Consider the following 17292-nt stretch of genomic DNA (forward strand, 5'->3'; position numbering starts at 1 on the left):
GCTCAACGCTCACTGGGTCGGACGCTCCTTAGATTGGTACGTGGCAGTCCAATAGTAATCACTTCGCCGAATACTTCGTCGGGGTCGAGGCGGCGGAGTTCTTCGGCGAGGCAGTCTTTGAGGCTGCGGCGTGGCAGGGAGATGCGTTGCGCGGGCTGGCCGGGCTGGGTGAGTTCCGCGACGGAGAGTCCGGGGCGGAAGAGCTGCACGTCGCCGGTGGGGCGGGTGAGGCGGACGCGGCGGATGCCGGTCCCGGCGGGGTCCGCCACGATCGTCACGGGCGCGTCCAGGGCCAGGGTGAGCCAGGCCGCGAGCAGGATCGTGGACGGGGAGTCGGAAGCGCCTTCGACGGCGACGGCGGTGACGGGTGAGGAGTCCACCTGGTCCAGGACCGCCGCGAGCTGGATCCGCCAGTTCGTCAGCCGGGTCCAGGCGAGATCGGTGTCCCCGGCCTTATAGGTGGCCCGGATGTTTTCCAGCGCCAGTTGAGGGTCTGTTTCGTTCGCGGAGTCCGTGATCCGGCGGTGCGCGATCCGGCCCACGGAGGTTTCGCAGGCGTTCGCCGGTGCCCCGTGCGGCCACCAGGCCACGATCGGGGCGTCCGGCAGCAGCAGGGCCGCGACGAGGGATTCACTTTCATGCGCGAGTTCGCCGTAGCCGCGGAGCACGATAACCTCCGAGGCGCCGGCGTCACCACCGACCCGGATCTGCGCGTCGAGCCGGTTGGGAGCCTCAGAGCCGGCGTCAGCGAGGACGATGATCCGGCAGGGGTGTTCACGGCTGGCCTCGTTCGCGGCCTCGATCGCTTCTTCCTCGAGCCCGGACCGGGTCACGACCACCAGGGTCAGGACCCGGCCCAGGGCGATCACACCGCCCTGCTCGCGCAGGGAGGTGATCTTCTTGGAAATCTTCGAGGTGGTGGTGTCCGGCAAATCTACAATCATGGCCTTCTCCAGGTTCGTCCGTCGCGGGCAAGGAGCTCGTCCGCCGAGGCAGGGCCCCAGGACCCCGGGGCGTAGGGTTCGGGCTGTTCAGTGAGCCCGGCCCAGTAATCTTCAAAAGGATCCAGGATCTTCCAGGACAGCTCCACCTCCGCGTGCCGCGGGAACAACGGCGGCTCGCCCAGGAGCACATCGAGGATCAGCCGTTCGTAGGCTTCGGGGCTGGACTCGGTAAAGGAATGCCCGTAGCCGAAGTCCATGGTCACGTCCCGGACTTCCATCTGCGTGCCCGGGACCTTGGACCCGAACCGGATCGTCGCACCCTCATCGGGCTGGACCCGGATCACCACGGCGTTCTGGCCGAAGTCATCCTCACCATGGTCACGGAAGAGCAGGTTCGGGGCGCGTTTGAACACCACCGCGATCTCGGTCACCCGCCTCCCCAAACGCTTACCAGCACGCAAATAGAACGGCACACCGGCCCAGCGGCGGGTATGGATATCCACCCGGATCGCCGCGAACGTCTCCGTCTTCGAATCCGCCGGGATACCCTCCTCCTCCAGATAACCCTGGACCTGTTCCCCGCCCTGCCAGCCGCCGGCGAACTGCCCGCGCGCCGAATGCGTCGACAAATCCTCCGGGAGTTTCACCGCGGCAAGGACCTTTTCCTTCTCCGCCCGCAAATCATCGGCGTTAAAGGAAATCGGCTCCTCCATCGCCGTCAACGCCAACAACTGCAGCAGATGGTTCTGAATCACGTCCCGGGCCGCACCCACACCGTCGTAATACCCGGCCCGGCCGCCCGTGCCGATATCCTCAGCCATCGTGATCTGGACATGGTCCACATAATTCGCGTTCCACAACGGCTCAAACAACTGGTTCGCGAACCGCAACGCCAGAATATTCTGAACCGTTTCCTTACCCAGGTAATGATCGATCCGGAACACCGCATCCGGCGGGAACACCGACTCCACAATCTCATTGAGCGCCCGGGCCGAGTCCAGATCATGCCCGAACGGCTTCTCGATCACCACCCGCCGCCACTTATCCCCCTCAGCCTGCGCGAGCCCATGCTTGGAAAGCTGCCGGCAGACCTGCTCAAACGCCTTCGGCGGAATCGAAAGGTAAAACGCGTGATTACCCCGCGTCCCGCGGACCTCATCAAGGGCCGCGACAGTCTCCCCCAACCGCTCAAACGAATCATCGTCGTCGAACTCACCCCGGACAAAACGGATACCCTCAGCAAGCTGGTTCCACACCGCCTCATCAAAAGGCGTCCGCGAATACGCCTGCACCGACGCCTTCACCTCCGCAGCGAACTCCGCATCCGACCACGGACGCCGGCCGAACCCCACCAACGCGAAACTCGGCGGCAACAACCCCCGGTTCGCCAGGTCATACACAGCCGGCATGAGCTTCTTACGCGCAAGATCACCCGTCACCCCGAAGAGCACCAACGAGGACGGACCGGCAATCCGATTCAGGCGACGATCACGCGGATCCCGCAACGGGTTACGGCCAGTTCGTCCGGAACGCGTCGCGGAATTCCTGCCGTTTTCAGTTTCTGGCATGTTTGCTGTTGAGCCTTAGTTTTCGGTGACGGAAGCTGATCGGGTGGCAACTGCTGCGATGATCTCCTGCAGCTGTGCAACTCCGGCGGCGCGGTCGGTCAGGTGCAGTCGCAGGACGGGGCGGCCATGGCCGGCCAGGACCTGGGCATCGCCCGCGGCCTGGGCGGAAATCAGTTCTCCGAACGTGAACGGACGGTCCGGGATGGCCAGGTCCTCGGTGGGAGCGGCCGTGACCTGGAGAAAGACTCCGATGGCGGGTCCGCCCTTGTGGAACTGCCCGGTGGAGTGCAGGAACCGTGGGCCCCAGCCGAATGTGACGGGACGTCCGCTGACGCCGGCAAGCGGGTCGCGGATGTCTTCCAGCTCCGCGAAAGCCAGCCGGTTAAAGTAGGCCTGGACGCTGAGGTAGCTGTCCTCGTCGAGGGTTCCCAGCAGGGCGTTGACGGCGTCCTGGGCAGTCGCTGCGTCGCCCAGCCAGTCTCCGCCGCGGACTTCAATGACGCCGTCCACGAAGGTGGCAGGAGTCGGTTCGGGCTGGGCGTCCAGCAGGCCGCGGGCGGCAACCTTGGCCGCCTCCACGTCCGGCTGGTCATACGGGTTAATGCCGAGCAGGCGTCCGGCCACCGCAGTGGCGAACTCCCACACCATCATCTGGGTGGCCAGGCCGCCCGCGATGGCTACTTCGTTGTTACCGAGTTCGACGTCGGCATCCGCGGCTACCAGCCGCACCACCAGCACGTCCGCGGCACCGGAGGTGACCTCCGGCGACGTGGGTCCGGCCACCACCGGCAGGACGCCGGTGCCGAGCTTGCCGGTGGATTCGGCGATGAGCTGTTCGGCCCAGTCAGCGAAGCCCACAATGCCGGAGCCGTCCTCGGCGATGACAATCTTGTTGCGCAGCGGATTGGTTCCGCCCAGGGCCGCTCCGAGGGCCAGCCCGATGTTCTCGGCGGCGTCCTCGTTCAGGATCTCAGCGGCTTCCTCAGCCTCATCCAGGAAAGCCTGGATATCCACACCGGCCAGGCCCGAGGGGACCAGCCCGAATGCGGTGAGGGCGGAGTAGCGGCCCCCCACGTTCGGATCGGCGTTGAAGACGGCACGGTAGCCAGCCTCACGCGAGGCCTTATCCAGGGGGGAACCGGGATCGGTGACGATGATGATCCGGCTCTTCGCATCGATGCCGGCTTCGGTGAAGGCGTGCTCGAAGATCCGGCGCTGGGAATCGGTCTCCAGGGTTGAACCGGACTTAGACGAAACCACAATCGCGGTTTCGGCCAGCCGGTCCGCGAGGGCAGCCCGGACCTGGTCGGGGTCGGTGCTGTCCAGCACTGTCAGCTCGACGCCAGCGGTGCCGGCGATGACCTCGGGAGCCAGCGAAGATCCGCCCATGCCGCAAAGCACGATGCGGGTCACACCGTCAGCCTTGAGGGCACCACGGAGTTCGAGGATGCTGGGCACGAGGGCCTGTGAGACGGTGGCCGCCTCAACCCAACCAAGGCGGACAGCGGACTCGGCTTCGGCGTCGGGACCCCACAGGGTATGGTCCTTGGCGAAGATCCGGGTGGCAATGCGGTCCGCGACGAGGGCGGGCAGGTGCTGCTCGAGTGCCTGCTGCGCGGCACCAGTGGCGTCGTAGCTGAGAGTGCTCATAGTGGGTTAGGATGCCTTCCGTGCAGCGGCAAGGGCACCTTCGACGTCGCCCAGGAGTTCCTTCCAACTGGCCACGAACTTGTCGAGGCCTTCGGATTCGAGAAGCGCAACGACCTCGTTGTAGGAGATGCCCAGTGCGTCCAGTGCGTCCAGTGTGGCATTGGCCTCGGTGTACGTGCCGGAGACTGTGTCCCCGGTGACCACGCCGTGGTCGAACGTGGCGTCCAGGGTCTTCTCCGGCATCGTGTTCACAACGCCGGGGGCAGCCAGCTCGGTGACGTACAGGGTGTCGGGGTAGGCCGGGTCCTTGACGCCGGTGGAGGCCCACAGCGGACGCTGGGGGAGCGCGCCGGCTTCGGCCAGCAGTGCCCAGCGCTCGGTGGCGAAGAGCTGCTCGTAGACCTGGTAGGCCAGGCGGGCGTTGGCTACGCCGGCCTTGCCCTTGAGGGCCTTGGCTTCGTCGGTGCCGATGGCGTCAAGGCGCTTGTCGATTTCGGAGTCAACGCGGGAGACGAAGAACGAGGCCACGGAGTGGATCGTGGACAGGTCGTGGCCGTTGTCCTTGGCCTGCTCCAGGCCGGACTGAAAAGCATTGATGACGGCCCGGTAGCGCTCCAGGGAGAAGATCAGGGTCACGTTGACGCTGATGCCCTCGCCCAGCGTCGCAGTGATCGCTTCGAGGCCTTCAAGGGTTGCCGGGATCTTGATGTGGACGTTGTTCTTGTTGACCTTCTTGTAAAGGTGCTTTGCTTCGGCAATGGTGCCGGCCGTGTCCCAGGCCAGGCGCGGGTCAACTTCGATGGAAACGCGGCCGTCAACACCCTTGGTAGCTGCTGCCACCGGTGCGAAGAGGTCGCAGGCGTCAGCGACGTCGGTGGTGGTGATTTCGAAGATGGTCTCTTCGACGCTGGCGCCGGCTGCTGCCTGGGCCGCGATGGTGGCGTCGTAGTCGTGGCCGGCGGTGATGGCGGCGTGGAAGATGGACGGGTTGGTGGTCACACCAACGACGTTCTTCTCTTCAATCAGCTTCTGCAGCGTGCCTGTTTCAAGGCGGCTGCGGGAAAGGTCGTCGAGCCAGATGGATACTCCGGCGTCGGAGAGCTGCTGTGTAGGGGTAGTCATTTTTTGTATCTCCTGGAATCGGGTTCAGGCCTGCAGGCCAGCGAGGGAGTCCTTGGCGGCGGCGGCGACAGCCTCCGCGGTGATGCCGAACTCCTGGAAAAGGCGTTTGTAGTCAGCTGAAGCGCCGTAGTGCTCGAGCGAGATGGAACGGCCGGCATCGCCAACGAATTCCCTCCAGCCCAGGGCCAGGCCGGCCTCGACGGAAACGCGGGCCTTGACGGCAGCGGGGAGCACGGACTCGCGGTAGGCCGCATCCTGCTTGTTGAACCACTCAACACAGGGCATGGAGATGACGCGGGCAGCGATCCCTTCGGCCTGGAGGGCCTCGCGGGCCTGGACGGCCAGCTGGACCTCGGAGCCGGTGCCGATCAGCAGCACGTCAGCGGGCACGGTGGCGCCGTCCTTGGAAGCTTCTGCCAGGACGTAGCCGCCCTTGGCGACGCCGTCAACGGAACCGAACGTGTCGCCGTCGGCCACGCCTTCACCACGGGCGTAGGTGGGGATGTTCTGGCGGGTCAGGACAATGCCGGCCGGGTTCTCGTGGTTCTCCAGCATGGTCCTCCACGCCATGCCCACCTCGTTTGCGTCGCCGGGGCGGACTACGTCCAGGCCCACAATGGCGCGCAGTGTGGCGAGCTGCTCCACCGGCTGGTGGGTGGGGCCGTCTTCGCCCAGGCCGATGGAGTCGTGCGTCCAGACATACAGTGACGGAACGCCCATCAGGGCGCCGAGCCGGATGGCCGGGCGCTGGTAGTCACTGAAGATCAGGAAGGTGCCGGAAAACGCGCGGGTCCGGCCGTGCAGCGAGATACCGTTCACGATCGACGCCGCGGCGTGCTCGCGGATACCGAAGTGCAGGACCCGGCCGTAGGGGTTGCCGGACCAGGTATCGGTCTGCTTGGAAGCGGGCACAAACGAGGGCGAGCCTTCGATGGTGGTGTTGTTGGACTCGGCGAGGTCAGCCGAACCGCCCCAGAGTTCCGGCATGACCGGTCCGAGTGCGTTCAGCACCTTGCCGGAAGCCGCGCGGGTGGAGACGTCCTTGCCGGCCGGGAAGACCGGAAGAGCGGCGTCCAGGCCGTCGGGCAGCTCGCGGGCCTCGATGCGCTGCAGGAGTGCTGCGCCTTCGGGGTTGGCGGCCTGCCAGGCGTTGAAGGACTCTTCCCATTCCTTCTTGGCGGCGGCACCGCGGTCCACTACCGAGCGGGCATGCGCCAGGACTTCCTGGTCAACGTCGAAGGACTTGGCGGGATCGAAGCCCAGCACCTCCTTGAGGCCTGCGACTTCCTCGGCGCCCAGGGCTGAACCGTGGATCTTGCCGGTGTTCTGCTTCTTGGGTGCCGGGTAGCCGATGATGGTGCGCAGCGAAATAATGGACGGCTTGGACGTCTCGGCCTTCGCAGCCAGCAGTGCAGAGTACAGCTCCTGCACGTCCTCCTTGTATTCGCCGGTCTTGGTCCAGTCGACGCGCTGGGTGTGCCAGCCGTAGGCTTCGTAGCGCTTAAGGACATCCTCGGTAAAGGAGATGTCAGTGTCGTCCTCGATGGAGATGTGGTTCTCGTCGTAGACAACTACAAGGTTGCCCAGTTCCTGATGCCCGGCCAGCGAGGAAGCCTCGGAGGTCACGCCTTCCTGCAGGTCGCCGTCGGAGGCGATGACCCAGATGGTGTGGTCGAACGGGGACGTGCCCTCGGCGGCGTCAGCGTCGAACAGGCCGCGCATCCGGCGCTGTGAGTAGGCGAAGCCCACCGAGGACGCAAGGCCCTGGCCCAGCGGGCCGGTGGTGATTTCGACACCGGCAGTGTGCTTGTACTCCGGGTGGCCCGGAGTCAGGGAATCCCAGGTGCGCAGCGCCTCAAGGTCCTTCAGTTCCAGGCCGTAGCCGGACAGGAACAGCTGGATGTAAAGGGTGAGCGACGTGTGGCCGGGTGAGAGGATGAAACGGTCGCGTCCCAGCCAGTCCGGGTTGCGGGGGTCGTGGCGCATGAGCTTCTGGAAGAGAAGGTATGCGGCGGGCGCCAGGCTCATGGCCGTGCCCGGGTGGCCGTTGCCGACCTTCTCCACGGCATCCGCAGCCAGAACGCGGATGGTGTCCACCGCGCGCTGGTCCAAGCTGGTCCATGACAGTTCTTGCTCTTCCAAATGTGGCACGAAAACCGGGCCCCTCTCTGTGCTGATGGTGGGCGGTACACGGGATCCGTTCCGGGGCACGCTACGGTGCCCGCTGCGGTGTGTACCAGCCGTTCACCATCGAAACGTTGATCTATCATTCAGCAGGGCTATGGGAACGCGTTTTCCAACGCTTTTCTGCCGCGTGCTGATCTGGTGACAGCTTAGCTCCATTCCACTCTCCGGTCAGCGCAAATCTCACCTTTTGGACGCAATTTCCCCTTATGTGAATCGTCATTTCGTGAGGTTGAGTTAATCTGCTCGAATCACCCTGCGCGCAATCATCAGGGCCTAATCACGGGGCATCTGTTGCAAATACGCGCGGTATGATATTTGGAGGCCGACGCCGGTAGCCGAGCCGTTCGAAGGGCGGCGGCAGACTCCGAGCGTTGCCGGGCCCTTCTTCTGATGACCATTGGCGGGCTGCCGGCGAACGGCCTTAAGACACAGCTGCACCGACAGACAGAACTGCCAACCAGAACGGGTGACTGCCACCGTGAGCACAACTGATACGCCGCTTAATGCTTCCCGCACCAGAGGGGGAGCCGGGTTCGCCCGTAAGGCCAAGGCGTATTTCGCCCTCACCAAGCCGCGTGTCATTGAGTTGCTGCTGGTCAGCACCCTGCCCACCATGATCTACGCCGAGCGCGGCTTCCCGCCGATCGGGCTGATCCTGGCCACCCTGGTAGGCGGCGCCTTTGCTGCCGGCAGCGCCGGTGCCTTCAACTGCTACCTGGACCGCGACATCGACAAGCTGATGCACCGGACCGAGAACCGTCCCCTCGTCACCGGCGAGGTGACGCCCCGCGAGGCGCTGGTGTTCTCCTGGCTGCTCGGCGCGGCCGCCATTGTTATTCTCTGGTTCGGGGCCAACCCGCTGGCGGCGTGGCTCGGGCTGGGCGCGATCTTCTTCTACGTGGTCATCTACACCATCATCCTCAAGCGCCGCACGGCACAGAACATTGTGTGGGGTGGCGCCGCGGGCTGCTTCCCGGTGCTGATTGCCTGGGCCGCCGTGACCAACACCGTCGAGTGGCCGGCCGTCATCCTGTTTATGGTCATCTTCCTCTGGACGCCGCCGCACTACTGGCCGCTTTCCATGCGTTACGGCGAGGACTACCGCAACGCCAACGTGCCTATGCTTGGGGCCATCGCCGGCGCCAAGGTGGTTTCCGTCCAGGTAGTCCTCTATGCCTGGGCCATGGTGGCCTGCTCGCTGCTGTTGGTCCCCGCCGGTGGCGCGGGCTGGGTCTATACGGCCACCGCAGTCCTGGCAGGTGCCTGGTTCCTGAACGAGTCGCACTCCCTGTACAACCGGGCGCAGCGCGAGGACATCTCGGACAAGCGGGCCATGAAGGTCTTCCACGGCTCCATCAGCTACCTGACACTGCTGTTCATCGCCCTGGCCGTGGATCCGTTCGTCGGATCAGCGATTATCGGCTAACAGCCCCACCGGACGCTCTCTCACCTAATGTGGATTTTTTACCGACCCTCTATCAGGTAATGCCGCTTTCTAAGCGACCCTCTCTCACCACCGTGAAGGAGGGTCGCTTCTTTGTCTCCAGTTGGTCCGGGAAGATACGAAATGCCGCAAGCAGTGAGAGAGGGCCTGCCCACTCCGCGCATTAAGTGAGAGAGGGTCCTTGAACGCGGAATGCCACGGTTCCGTCGGTCACCGTGGCATTCCGTTGGGGTAAATAGTGGCGGCTACGAGAGCGGGCTTGAGCGGGCGAGGTCGGCGGTGTTTGTTGCCGCGCTCATCAGCAGTGCCGCGCCAAGCATGTGGGCGCCCACCAGCAACGCGGGGATGCCGTTGTAGTACTGGGTGAAACCGATGACTGCCTGCAGCATGGTTACAGCCAGGAGCAGCAGGACGGACGTGCGGAACGGTCCTTGGATCCGGCGGACGATCACCAGCACCACTGCGAACAGTGTTCCGGCCGTGATCACGTACGCCGGAACGGCATGGATGTGGGAGAACAGGTCCCAGTCAAGGCCGTTGCGGGGCGCGTCGGCGTCACCGGCGTGGGGGCCGGAGCCGGTCACCACAACGCCGAGCATTACGGCAAGAGCGGAGAAAAGCGCGACGGCGGCCGCCACCGGACGCAGGACGCCCGGCAATGTTGGGAGCTGGATGGCCGCGTGGCGGCCCGTCCTTCCGAACGCCCGGTTGACGAGCAGTGTGGCGATCACCACGAGGGCCATGGACACAAGGAAGTGCAGGCCCACCACCCACGGATTGAGGTTGGTCAGCACGGTGATGCCCCCGATCACCGCCTGTGCCGGAATGCTGGCCAGCAGGCCAAGCGCCAGCAGGAAGAGGTCCCGGCGCTCCTTGCGAAGGTTCCACAAGTACACAAGCATGGCCACCGCAACCGCTGCCAGCGCAAACGTCAGGAGCCGGTTGCCGAACTCAATGAAGCCGTGAATCCCCATTTCGGCAGTGTTCACCAAAGAGGTGTCCGTGCAGCGTGGCCACGTGGGGCAGCCGAGGCCGGACGCGGTCAGCCGCACCGCGCCGCCGGTCACCACCAGCAGCGTCTGGCCAACCAGGGACGCCACCGCGAGGCGGCGGACGCTGGCGTCCACGGTACGGGGAAGTCTCGCGATGAGGCGGCCGGCAATCGGGGGGAGGCGTGAAGCCGTGCTCACGGATATCTCAATTCCACTTGAACCAACGGATGGCTGCTGCCCCGGCAAGAACTGTCCAGAGCAGCAGGATAAGCGCGGCGCCGCTGTTCAGCGAGCCGTGCAGGAAAGCTTCGCGCATGGCCTCGCCGAGTGCGCCGGAGGGCAGATAGTGGACCACTTGCTGCGCCAGCGCGGGCAGCCGTTCCGCGGGAATAACGATCCCGCCGAGGGCGCCCAGCAGGATCCACAGCAGGTTGGTGATGGCAAGGGTGGCCTCGGGCCGCACGGTGCCGGCCACCAGGAGTCCCAACGCGGTGAACGCCACGGCGCCCAGGACCAGCATCGACAGGCCAGGGAGCCAGCCGGAGGCGGGCGGCTGCCAGCCCAGAGGGAGCGCCACCAGCGTCACAACTGCAACTTGGAGGCAGAGAACCGCCAGGACCGCCAGCACCTTACCCGCGATGAGGCCTTCGCGGCCCAGGGGTGTGGTGGACAGGAACCGGAGAACTCCGTACCGCCGATCGAAGCCGGTGGCGATGCCCTGCCCGGTAAATGCCGTGGACATCGCGCACAAAGCCAGGATGCCGGGGACCGCCACATTGATGCGGCTGGCTCCGAAGCCGTCAAGGAATGGGGTGACAGTGAGCCCCACCAGCACAAGCAGCGGCAGGACCACGGCGAGGATCAGCTGCTCGCCGTTCCTGAGCATGGTCAGGGATTCATACCTGCCCTGCAGCAGGACGCGGCGCAGCAGCGTGGCCGGCGCTCCCTGGGCGGCGGTGGCTGCGGGAGCCGTCATCGGAGGTCCTTTCCCGAGATGTCGAGGAAGACATCTTCCAGGCTTCGAGCCGCCAGGCTCATTGAACCGGGCATAACATTGTGGGCAGCCCACCAGGCGGTCAGCGACGCGAGATCGTGGGGTGTCAGTGCACCCATGGCAACGTAGCTTCCGGCCCGCGTTTCAGAGACGGCGATGGCTTCGGGCAGCACGCCGGTGAAATCCAGCCCGGGGCGGGCCTCGAACACCAGGGTGCGGACATGGTCCGTGCCGGCCTCCACAGCCGGATCCCGCTGCAGCAGCTGGGGAACTGTTCCTTCGGCGACGTTCCTGCCGGCGTCAATGATGTACACGTAGTCGGCCAACCGTTGGGCGTCGTCCATCAGGTGCGTTGTGAGGATGATGCCCATCCCGGTTGCCCGCAGTTCCGAGATCAGCTCGAACACCAGCTGCCGGGACTGGGGATCCAGGCCGGCGCTGGGCTCGTCCAGGAATAGGACTTCCGGATTTCCGATCAGGGCTGCGGCGAGTGCCAGCCGTTGTTTCTGCCCACCGGAGAGCCGGCGGACGGTGGTCCTGGCGAAGGAGTCAATACCAAGCCGTTCCACCAGTTCGTCAACGGAGCGGGGCCTCGCGTACATTCCGGCGATGTGCCGCAGGAGCGGGATGGGACGGGCCGACGGCGGGAGGCCGCCGTCCTGAAGCATCACGCCTACGCGGGACCGCAGGTCAGCGCCCGCTCGGCCCGGATCCTGGCCGAGCAGCGAGATGCTGCCGCCGCTGCGCTTCTGCAGGCCTTGGGCGCATTCGATGGTGGTGGTTTTTCCAGCTCCATTGGCGCCCAGGAGGGCCGTGACCTGGCCGCGTTCGGCCATAAAAGATACGCCGTTGACTACGCGGAGCATTTTTCCGTCCAGACTGGCCAGCGGACCAACATCCTTAATTAACCCGCTGATGGACAGAACCGGGGATTCGGGGGATCGCACCCCAGCATTCTACGCGATGTAGTACTGGCGGGGCCGCATGGCCCCAGCCGCAGGTCAGCCTGACCTTACTAGTACGGGGGAGTAAATTACGACATGATTGTGTTGTGTATTCCATGACCAATGCTGCTGCTGTGCCGTTTGCCGGGCACAGAGCGCCGCGTACCGCCGCTGATCGCGGCCACGTGGCCGCTGTGCCGGTAGCTGACTCCGACGAGCGTACCCGGGACCGGGTTCTTGGTGCCGTGCTTGAGCATGGCCCCATCAGCGCGGCGGAACTTGGTGACATGCTCGGTTTCACGCCAGCCGCGGTCCGGAGGCATCTTGATCATCTGGCCCGCAGCGGGGTTATTGAGGTCAAGCGTGCAGCCAAGGCCGGTGCAGGCGCGGGGCGACCCGCCCGCCGCTATGTCCTGAGCTCGCAGGGGCAGTCCACGCTTGGCAACGATTACCTCGACATCGCCGCCCTCGCGCTCAAGCAGCTCCAAGCAGTGGCGGGCGAACAGGCAGTCCGCGCGTTCGCCGTCGAACGTTTTGCCGACATGGAACGCCGTTACGCACCCGAGATCGAACTGGCCGGACCGGACATTACCGCCAGGGCACAAGCATTGTCCACGGCGCTGAGCCGGGATGGTTTCGTGGCGTCGGCCGCCTCGATCGAAGCCAGGGCCCCGCTGCCGGCAGCACTGTCCAGCGTCCAGCTGTGCCAGGGGCATTGCCCCATCCAGCAGCTCGCCGCCCAGTTCCCCGTCTTCTGCGATGTGGAGACCGAAGTGTTCTCCCGTCTCGTCGGCGTTGACGTGCGCCGCCTGTCCACGCTGGCGCGCGGCGGACACGTCTGCACTACCCACATACCCACAGGCCGGCTGGCTTCCGGGGGACCACACGTCCCGCAGGCAGCCCCCGCCAGCCTGGATGAAGTAACCAACCATCAGCAAGAAAGGCCGTGATGACGGACCAACTATCAGAGAAAGCGGTAGCCGAAGACACTGTGATCTCGGAGATTCTGGAAAAGAATCCCGAGCTCCACGGCATCGGCACGTACGAGTACGGCTGGTCTGACAAGAACGATGTCGGTGCCAACGCCCGCCGCGGTATCAATGAAGACGTCGTCCGCGACATCTCGGCCAAGAAGAGCGAGCCGAAATGGATGCTCGATCTTCGCCTCAAGGGCCTGAAGTACTTCGACCGCAAGCCCATGCCCACCTGGGGTGCAGACCTCTCGGGCATCGACTTCGACAACATCAAGTACTTTGTGCGTTCCACCGAGAAGCAGGCCACCAGCTGGGAGGACCTGCCCGAGGACATTAAGAACACGTACGACAAGCTCGGCATCCCCGAGGCCGAAAAGCAGCGCCTGGTTTCCGGCGTCGCCGCCCAGTACGAGTCCGAGGTTGTCTACCACCAACTGCGTGAAGACCTCGAAAAGCAGGGCGTCATCTTCCTGGACACCGACACCGCGCTGCGCGAACACCCGGAGATTTTCCAGGAGTACTTCGGCACCATCATTCCCGTGGGCGACAACAAGTTCGCGTCACTGAACACGGCCGTCTGGTCCGGTGGTTCCTTTGTGTACGTCCCCAAGGGCGTCCACGTGGACATTCCGCTGCAGGCATACTTCCGTATCAACACGGAAAACATGGGCCAGTTCGAGCGCACCCTGATCATCGCCGACGAGGACTCCTACGTCCACTACATCGAAGGCTGCACCGCGCCGATCTACACCTCGGACTCGCTGCACTCCGCCGTGGTGGAAATCATCGTGAAGAAGGGCGCCCGCGTCCGTTACACCACCATCCAGAACTGGTCCACCAACGTGTACAACCTGGTGACCAAGCGTGCCATCTGCGAAGAGGGCGCCACCATGGAATGGGTTGACGGCAACATCGGCTCCAAGGTCACCATGAAATACCCGGCCGTTTACCTCGTAGGCGAGCACGCCAAGGGCGAGACCCTGTCCATCGCCTTCGCCGGCGCCGGACAGCACCAGGACACCGGCTCGAAGATGGTGCACATTGCGCCGAACACCAAGAGCTCCATCATTTCCAAGTCCGTGGCCCGCGGCGGCGGGCGTGCTGCCTACCGTGGCCTGGTCCAGGTCCGTGAAGGTGCCAAGCACTCGGCGAACACCGTCCGTTGCGACGCGCTGCTGGTGGATACCATCAGCCGTTCGGACACCTACCCGTACATCGACATCCGCGAGGATGACGTGGTGATGGGCCATGAAGCAACTGTTTCCCGGGTCAGCGAAGAGCAGCTCTTCTACCTGATGTCCCGCGGCATGCGCGAAGACGAGGCCATGGCGATGATCGTCCGTGGCTTCATCGAGCCCATCGCCCGCGAACTCCCGATGGAGTACGCACTTGAGCTGAACCGCCTGATTGAACTGCAGATGGAAGGGTCCGTCGGATAACGATGACTGAAATCACTACTGAAAAGGCGCGCATCGGCGCGCCCTCGGCCCAGCCGTTTATTAACGGTTTCACGGAAGAAGGCGAAAGCCTGTCTCCGATCAACTCGAACGCCTCCAAGGCCCCGCTGGCCGGGGAAGCCGTCAAGCGCCACTCGCACGGCGGCGGCGTCGGCATTCCGGACAGCTCACGCGCTGGCCGGCTGACCTCGTACAACCTGGCGGACTTCAAGCCGCTCACCGGGCTTGAGGAAGACTGGCGCTTCACCCCGCTCAAGCGCCTGCGCGGCCTGCACAGTGAGGTCCTGGCGGGAGCGGCCCCGACCGTAACGGTCAGCGGCCCGGAGCAGATCACGGTTGAGACCGTGGCACGTGGCGACAAGCGCATCGGTTCCGCCGGCATCCCGGAGGACCGCGTGTCCGCGAACGCCTGGGAAAACTTCAGCGAAGCCACCGTCCTGACCATCCCGGCCGAGTTTGAAGCCGACACCGAGGTCACTGTCGCGATCGAGGGTACGTCGACGGCGGCAGCCGCCCAGCACCTGGTGATAGTAGCGGGGAAGTTCTCCAAGGCCATTGTGGTCCTGAACCACCAGGGTTCGGCCGTTGTGTCCGAAAACATCGAAATCGTTGTTGAAGACGGCGCCAACCTCACTGTTGTCTCGCTCCAGGAATGGAACGACGACGCCGTTCACGCCTCCTCCCAGCAGGCAAAGATCGGCCGCGACGCCAAGTTCAAGCACGTCGTGGTCAGCCTTGGCGGGGACCTGGTCCGCGTCACGCCCTCGGCCCGTTTCACCGCCCCCGGCGGCGAAGCGGAAATGTTCGGCCTGTACTTTGCCGACGCCGGCCAGCACCTGGAGCAGCGGCTCTTTGTTGACCACGCGGTGGCGAACTGCACCTCCAATGTGCTCTACAAGGGCGCGTTGCAGGGCCGCAACGCCCACGCTGTGTGGGTAGGTGACGTCCTGATCCGCAAGGAAGCCGAAGGCACGGACAGCTACGAGGCCAACCGCAACCTGCTGCTCACCGACGGCGCCCGCGCCGACTCCGTGCCGAACCTTGAGATCGAAACCGGCCTGATCAAGGGAGCCGGCCACGCCAGCGCCACCGGCCGGCTGGACGACGAGCACCTGTTCTACCTCATGGCCCGCGGCATCCCCGAGGATGTTGCCCGCCGCCTGGTGGTCCGTGGCTTCCTGCACGAGATCATCCAGCAGATCAAGGTACCGGCCCTCGAAGAGCGGCTTACCGAGGCTGTTGAGCGCGAACTCGCCGTGACGAACAACTAGACGGCGCGGAAAACAGATGACTGACCAGCCAAAGGGCGAATTTGTCTGCAAGACGGATGAAATCCAGCTCAAGCAGGCTCTTCGGATCCTGATCGATGACTACCCCGTAGCCATCGTGAAGGACTCCATGGGAGACATCCACGCCATCGGGGACACCTGCTCGCACGCGGACATCTCACTGTCCGAGGGCGAAGTGGAAGGGTGCATGATCGAATGCTGGGGCCACGGCTCCCAGTTCGACCTGCGCAGCGGTGAGCCGCTCCAACTGCCCGCCTACGATCCCGTCCCGGTGTTCGCCGTCGAGGTCGTCGGCGACGAGGTCTACGTGGACTTTACGAACGTGCTCAACGGAGCGGAAGCCCCGAACTTCAGCTAGCAGCATCAGCCGCCCGCGGCAATACCAAGCAACAGAACCAAACTTCCAGATACAGACCGCACCACCGCCGGAGGGCGCGGTGCAGAGGAGAACAAGACCTATGTCTACTCTTGAGATCAAGGACCTGCACGTCAGCATTGACACGGAGCAGGGCACCAAGGAGATCCTGAAGGGCGTCAGCCTGACCATCAAGACCGGTCAGACCCACGCCATCATGGGCCCCAACGGTTCAGGCAAGTCCACCCTGGCCTCCACCATCGCCGGGCACCCGCGCTACAAGGTCACCAACGGAACCATCACGCTCGACGGCGAAGACGTCCTCGCCATGAGCGTTGACCAGCGTGCCCGCGCCGGCATCTTCCTGGCCATGCAGTACCCCGTGGAGGTCCCCGGTGTGAGCATGACCAACTTCCTGCGCACCGCTAAGACCGCCATCGACGGAGAAGCACCCAAGCTGCGCACCTGGACCAAGGACGTCAAGGCGGCCATGGCGCAACTGCGCATCGACGCTGACTTCGCCGAGCGCAACGTCAACGAGGGCTTCTCCGGCGGCGAGAAGAAGCGCGTGGAGATCCTCCAGCTGGAACTCTTCAAGCCGAAGTTCGCCATCCTGGACGAGACCGACTCGGGCCTGGACGTTGACGCCCTGAAGGTGGTGTCCGAAGGCGTCAACCGTGCGCACGAGGCGGGCAACATGGGCACGCTGCTCATCACGCACTACACCCGCATCCTGCGTTACATCAAGCCTGACTTTGTCCACGTATTCGTGGACGGCCAGGTTGTCGAAGAGGGCGGCCCGGAGCTGGCAGACCGTCTGGAAGACGAAGGCTACGACCGTTACGCCACGGGCGCCGGCGCAGCCACCATCGCTGCTGCTCAGGCCTAGATAGGACTTGCCATGACCGAAATCAATGTGGCCCGCACGGGCCTCGAGGATGTCGAAGAGGCACTCAAGGACGTCATCGACCCTGAACTCGGTGTGAACATCGTGGACCTCGGGCTGCTGTACGGCCTGAAGTACTCCGACGAGGACGGCGCGCTGCTGATCGACATGACGCTCACCACGGCAGCTTGCCCGCTCACCGATGTCATCGAGGAGCAGGTAGGCAAGTCCCTGGACGGCGTGGTGGACGATTGGCGCCTGAACTGGGTGTGGATGCCGCCGTGGGGTCCGGAGCGGATCACCGATGACGGCAAGGACCAGATGCGGGCCCTCGGCTTCAACATCTGATCCGTCCCCACCGCCTCCCTTGTCTCGCTTCGCTCGGACAGGGAACCCTCGGCGGCGGAGGGCCCCTGAAAAGTACGACGACGGCCGGTCACCTTCCCTTCGAAGGTGACCGGCCGTCGTCGTCCCCCACCCACCGGC

Annotated in this window: 15 protein-coding genes; 7 read left to right on the forward strand and 8 right to left on the reverse strand. The window is 64.6% G+C overall.

Translation table 11 applies throughout. The features are described from left to right. Positions 1 to 2: 2 nt before the first annotated feature. Genes FYJ92_RS09360 through tkt form a run of 5 tightly spaced genes read right to left on the reverse strand, consistent with a single transcriptional unit; the run spans position 3 to position 7426 of the window. Complete coding sequence (locus FYJ92_RS09360; RefSeq protein ID WP_185260495.1) at positions 3 to 944, reverse strand: glucose-6-phosphate dehydrogenase assembly protein OpcA; 942 nt, start codon at positions 942 to 944, stop codon at positions 3 to 5. Next, positions 941 to 2512 carry a glucose-6-phosphate dehydrogenase gene (zwf, locus tag FYJ92_RS09365; RefSeq protein ID WP_185260496.1) on the reverse strand — a complete coding sequence of 524 codons (1572 nt, stop codon included), beginning with the start codon at positions 2510 to 2512 and terminating at the stop codon, positions 941 to 943. The genes FYJ92_RS09360 and zwf overlap by 4 nt, the downstream gene beginning before the upstream one ends. A gap of 15 nt (positions 2513 to 2527) precedes the next feature. Continuing rightward, positions 2528 to 4162 (reverse strand): glucose-6-phosphate isomerase, encoded by a 1635-nt coding sequence (locus FYJ92_RS09370; protein WP_185260497.1) that lies wholly within the window; start codon positions 4160 to 4162, stop codon positions 2528 to 2530. Between the two features lie 6 nt (positions 4163 to 4168). After that, positions 4169 to 5284: a transaldolase gene (gene tal / locus FYJ92_RS09375; RefSeq protein WP_185260498.1), complete on the reverse strand. Its 1116-nt coding sequence runs from the start codon at positions 5282 to 5284 to the stop codon at positions 4169 to 4171. Positions 5285 to 5308: 24 nt separating this feature from the next. Continuing rightward, on the reverse strand, positions 5309 to 7426 hold the full coding sequence (tkt, locus tag FYJ92_RS09380; protein WP_185260499.1) for a transketolase: 2118 nt from the start codon (positions 7424 to 7426) through the stop codon (positions 5309 to 5311). Positions 7427 to 7937: 511 nt separating this feature from the next. On the opposite strand from tkt, the gene FYJ92_RS09385 reads away from it, so the two are divergent. Next, positions 7938 to 8897, forward strand: a complete 960-nt coding sequence (locus FYJ92_RS09385) for a heme o synthase (RefSeq protein ID WP_185260500.1) — start codon at positions 7938 to 7940, stop codon at positions 8895 to 8897. Positions 8898 to 9160: 263 nt separating this feature from the next. Here FYJ92_RS09385 and FYJ92_RS09390 read toward each other — a convergent pair whose 3' ends face one another. From FYJ92_RS09390 to FYJ92_RS09400, 3 genes are read right to left on the reverse strand one after another with little or no spacing between them, the layout of a single operon-like run. Then, the gene (locus tag FYJ92_RS09390; protein WP_185260501.1) at positions 9161 to 10105 is read right to left on the reverse strand and encodes a heme A synthase; all 945 of its coding nucleotides are present in this window, start codon (positions 10103 to 10105) and stop codon (positions 9161 to 9163) included. A 7-nt stretch (positions 10106 to 10112) separates the two neighbouring features. Beyond that, positions 10113 to 10883, reverse strand: a complete 771-nt coding sequence (locus FYJ92_RS09395; protein ID WP_185260502.1) for an ABC transporter permease — start codon at positions 10881 to 10883, stop codon at positions 10113 to 10115. Further along, entirely contained in the window at positions 10880 to 11848 is a 969-nt protein-coding gene (locus tag FYJ92_RS09400) for an ABC transporter ATP-binding protein (RefSeq protein WP_185260503.1), read from the reverse strand. Before FYJ92_RS09400 ends, FYJ92_RS09395 begins: the two co-directional genes overlap by 4 nt. Before the next feature lie 104 nt (positions 11849 to 11952). Between FYJ92_RS09400 and FYJ92_RS09405 the strand changes: the two genes are divergently transcribed. From FYJ92_RS09405 to FYJ92_RS09430, 6 genes are all read left to right on the forward strand, one after another. Continuing rightward, a complete protein-coding gene (locus tag FYJ92_RS09405; RefSeq protein WP_255482002.1) occupies positions 11953 to 12795 on the forward strand; it encodes a metalloregulator ArsR/SmtB family transcription factor in 843 nt (280 codons plus the stop codon). Next, positions 12795 to 14258: a Fe-S cluster assembly protein SufB gene (gene sufB, locus FYJ92_RS09410; protein WP_185260505.1), complete on the forward strand. Its 1464-nt coding sequence runs from the start codon at positions 12795 to 12797 to the stop codon at positions 14256 to 14258. The genes FYJ92_RS09405 and sufB overlap by 1 nt, the downstream gene beginning before the upstream one ends. Positions 14259 to 14260: 2 nt before the next feature. Further along, a complete protein-coding gene (gene sufD / locus FYJ92_RS09415) occupies positions 14261 to 15547 on the forward strand; it encodes a Fe-S cluster assembly protein SufD (RefSeq protein ID WP_185260506.1) in 1287 nt (428 codons plus the stop codon). Positions 15548 to 15563: 16 nt separating this feature from the next. Then, on the forward strand, positions 15564 to 15923 hold the full coding sequence (locus tag FYJ92_RS09420) for a non-heme iron oxygenase ferredoxin subunit (RefSeq protein ID WP_185260507.1): 360 nt from the start codon (positions 15564 to 15566) through the stop codon (positions 15921 to 15923). Positions 15924 to 16023: 100 nt separating this feature from the next. Next, complete coding sequence (sufC, locus tag FYJ92_RS09425) at positions 16024 to 16809, forward strand: Fe-S cluster assembly ATPase SufC (RefSeq protein ID WP_185260508.1); 786 nt, start codon at positions 16024 to 16026, stop codon at positions 16807 to 16809. A 12-nt stretch (positions 16810 to 16821) separates the two neighbouring features. Further along, complete coding sequence (locus FYJ92_RS09430; protein WP_185260509.1) at positions 16822 to 17154, forward strand: metal-sulfur cluster assembly factor; 333 nt, start codon at positions 16822 to 16824, stop codon at positions 17152 to 17154. The last annotated feature ends 138 nt before the right edge of the window (positions 17155 to 17292 follow it).

The sequence above is a fragment of the Pseudarthrobacter sp. NBSH8 genome, from assembly GCF_014217545.1.
In the GTDB taxonomy this organism is placed as follows: Bacteria; Actinomycetota; Actinomycetes; order Actinomycetales; family Micrococcaceae; genus Arthrobacter.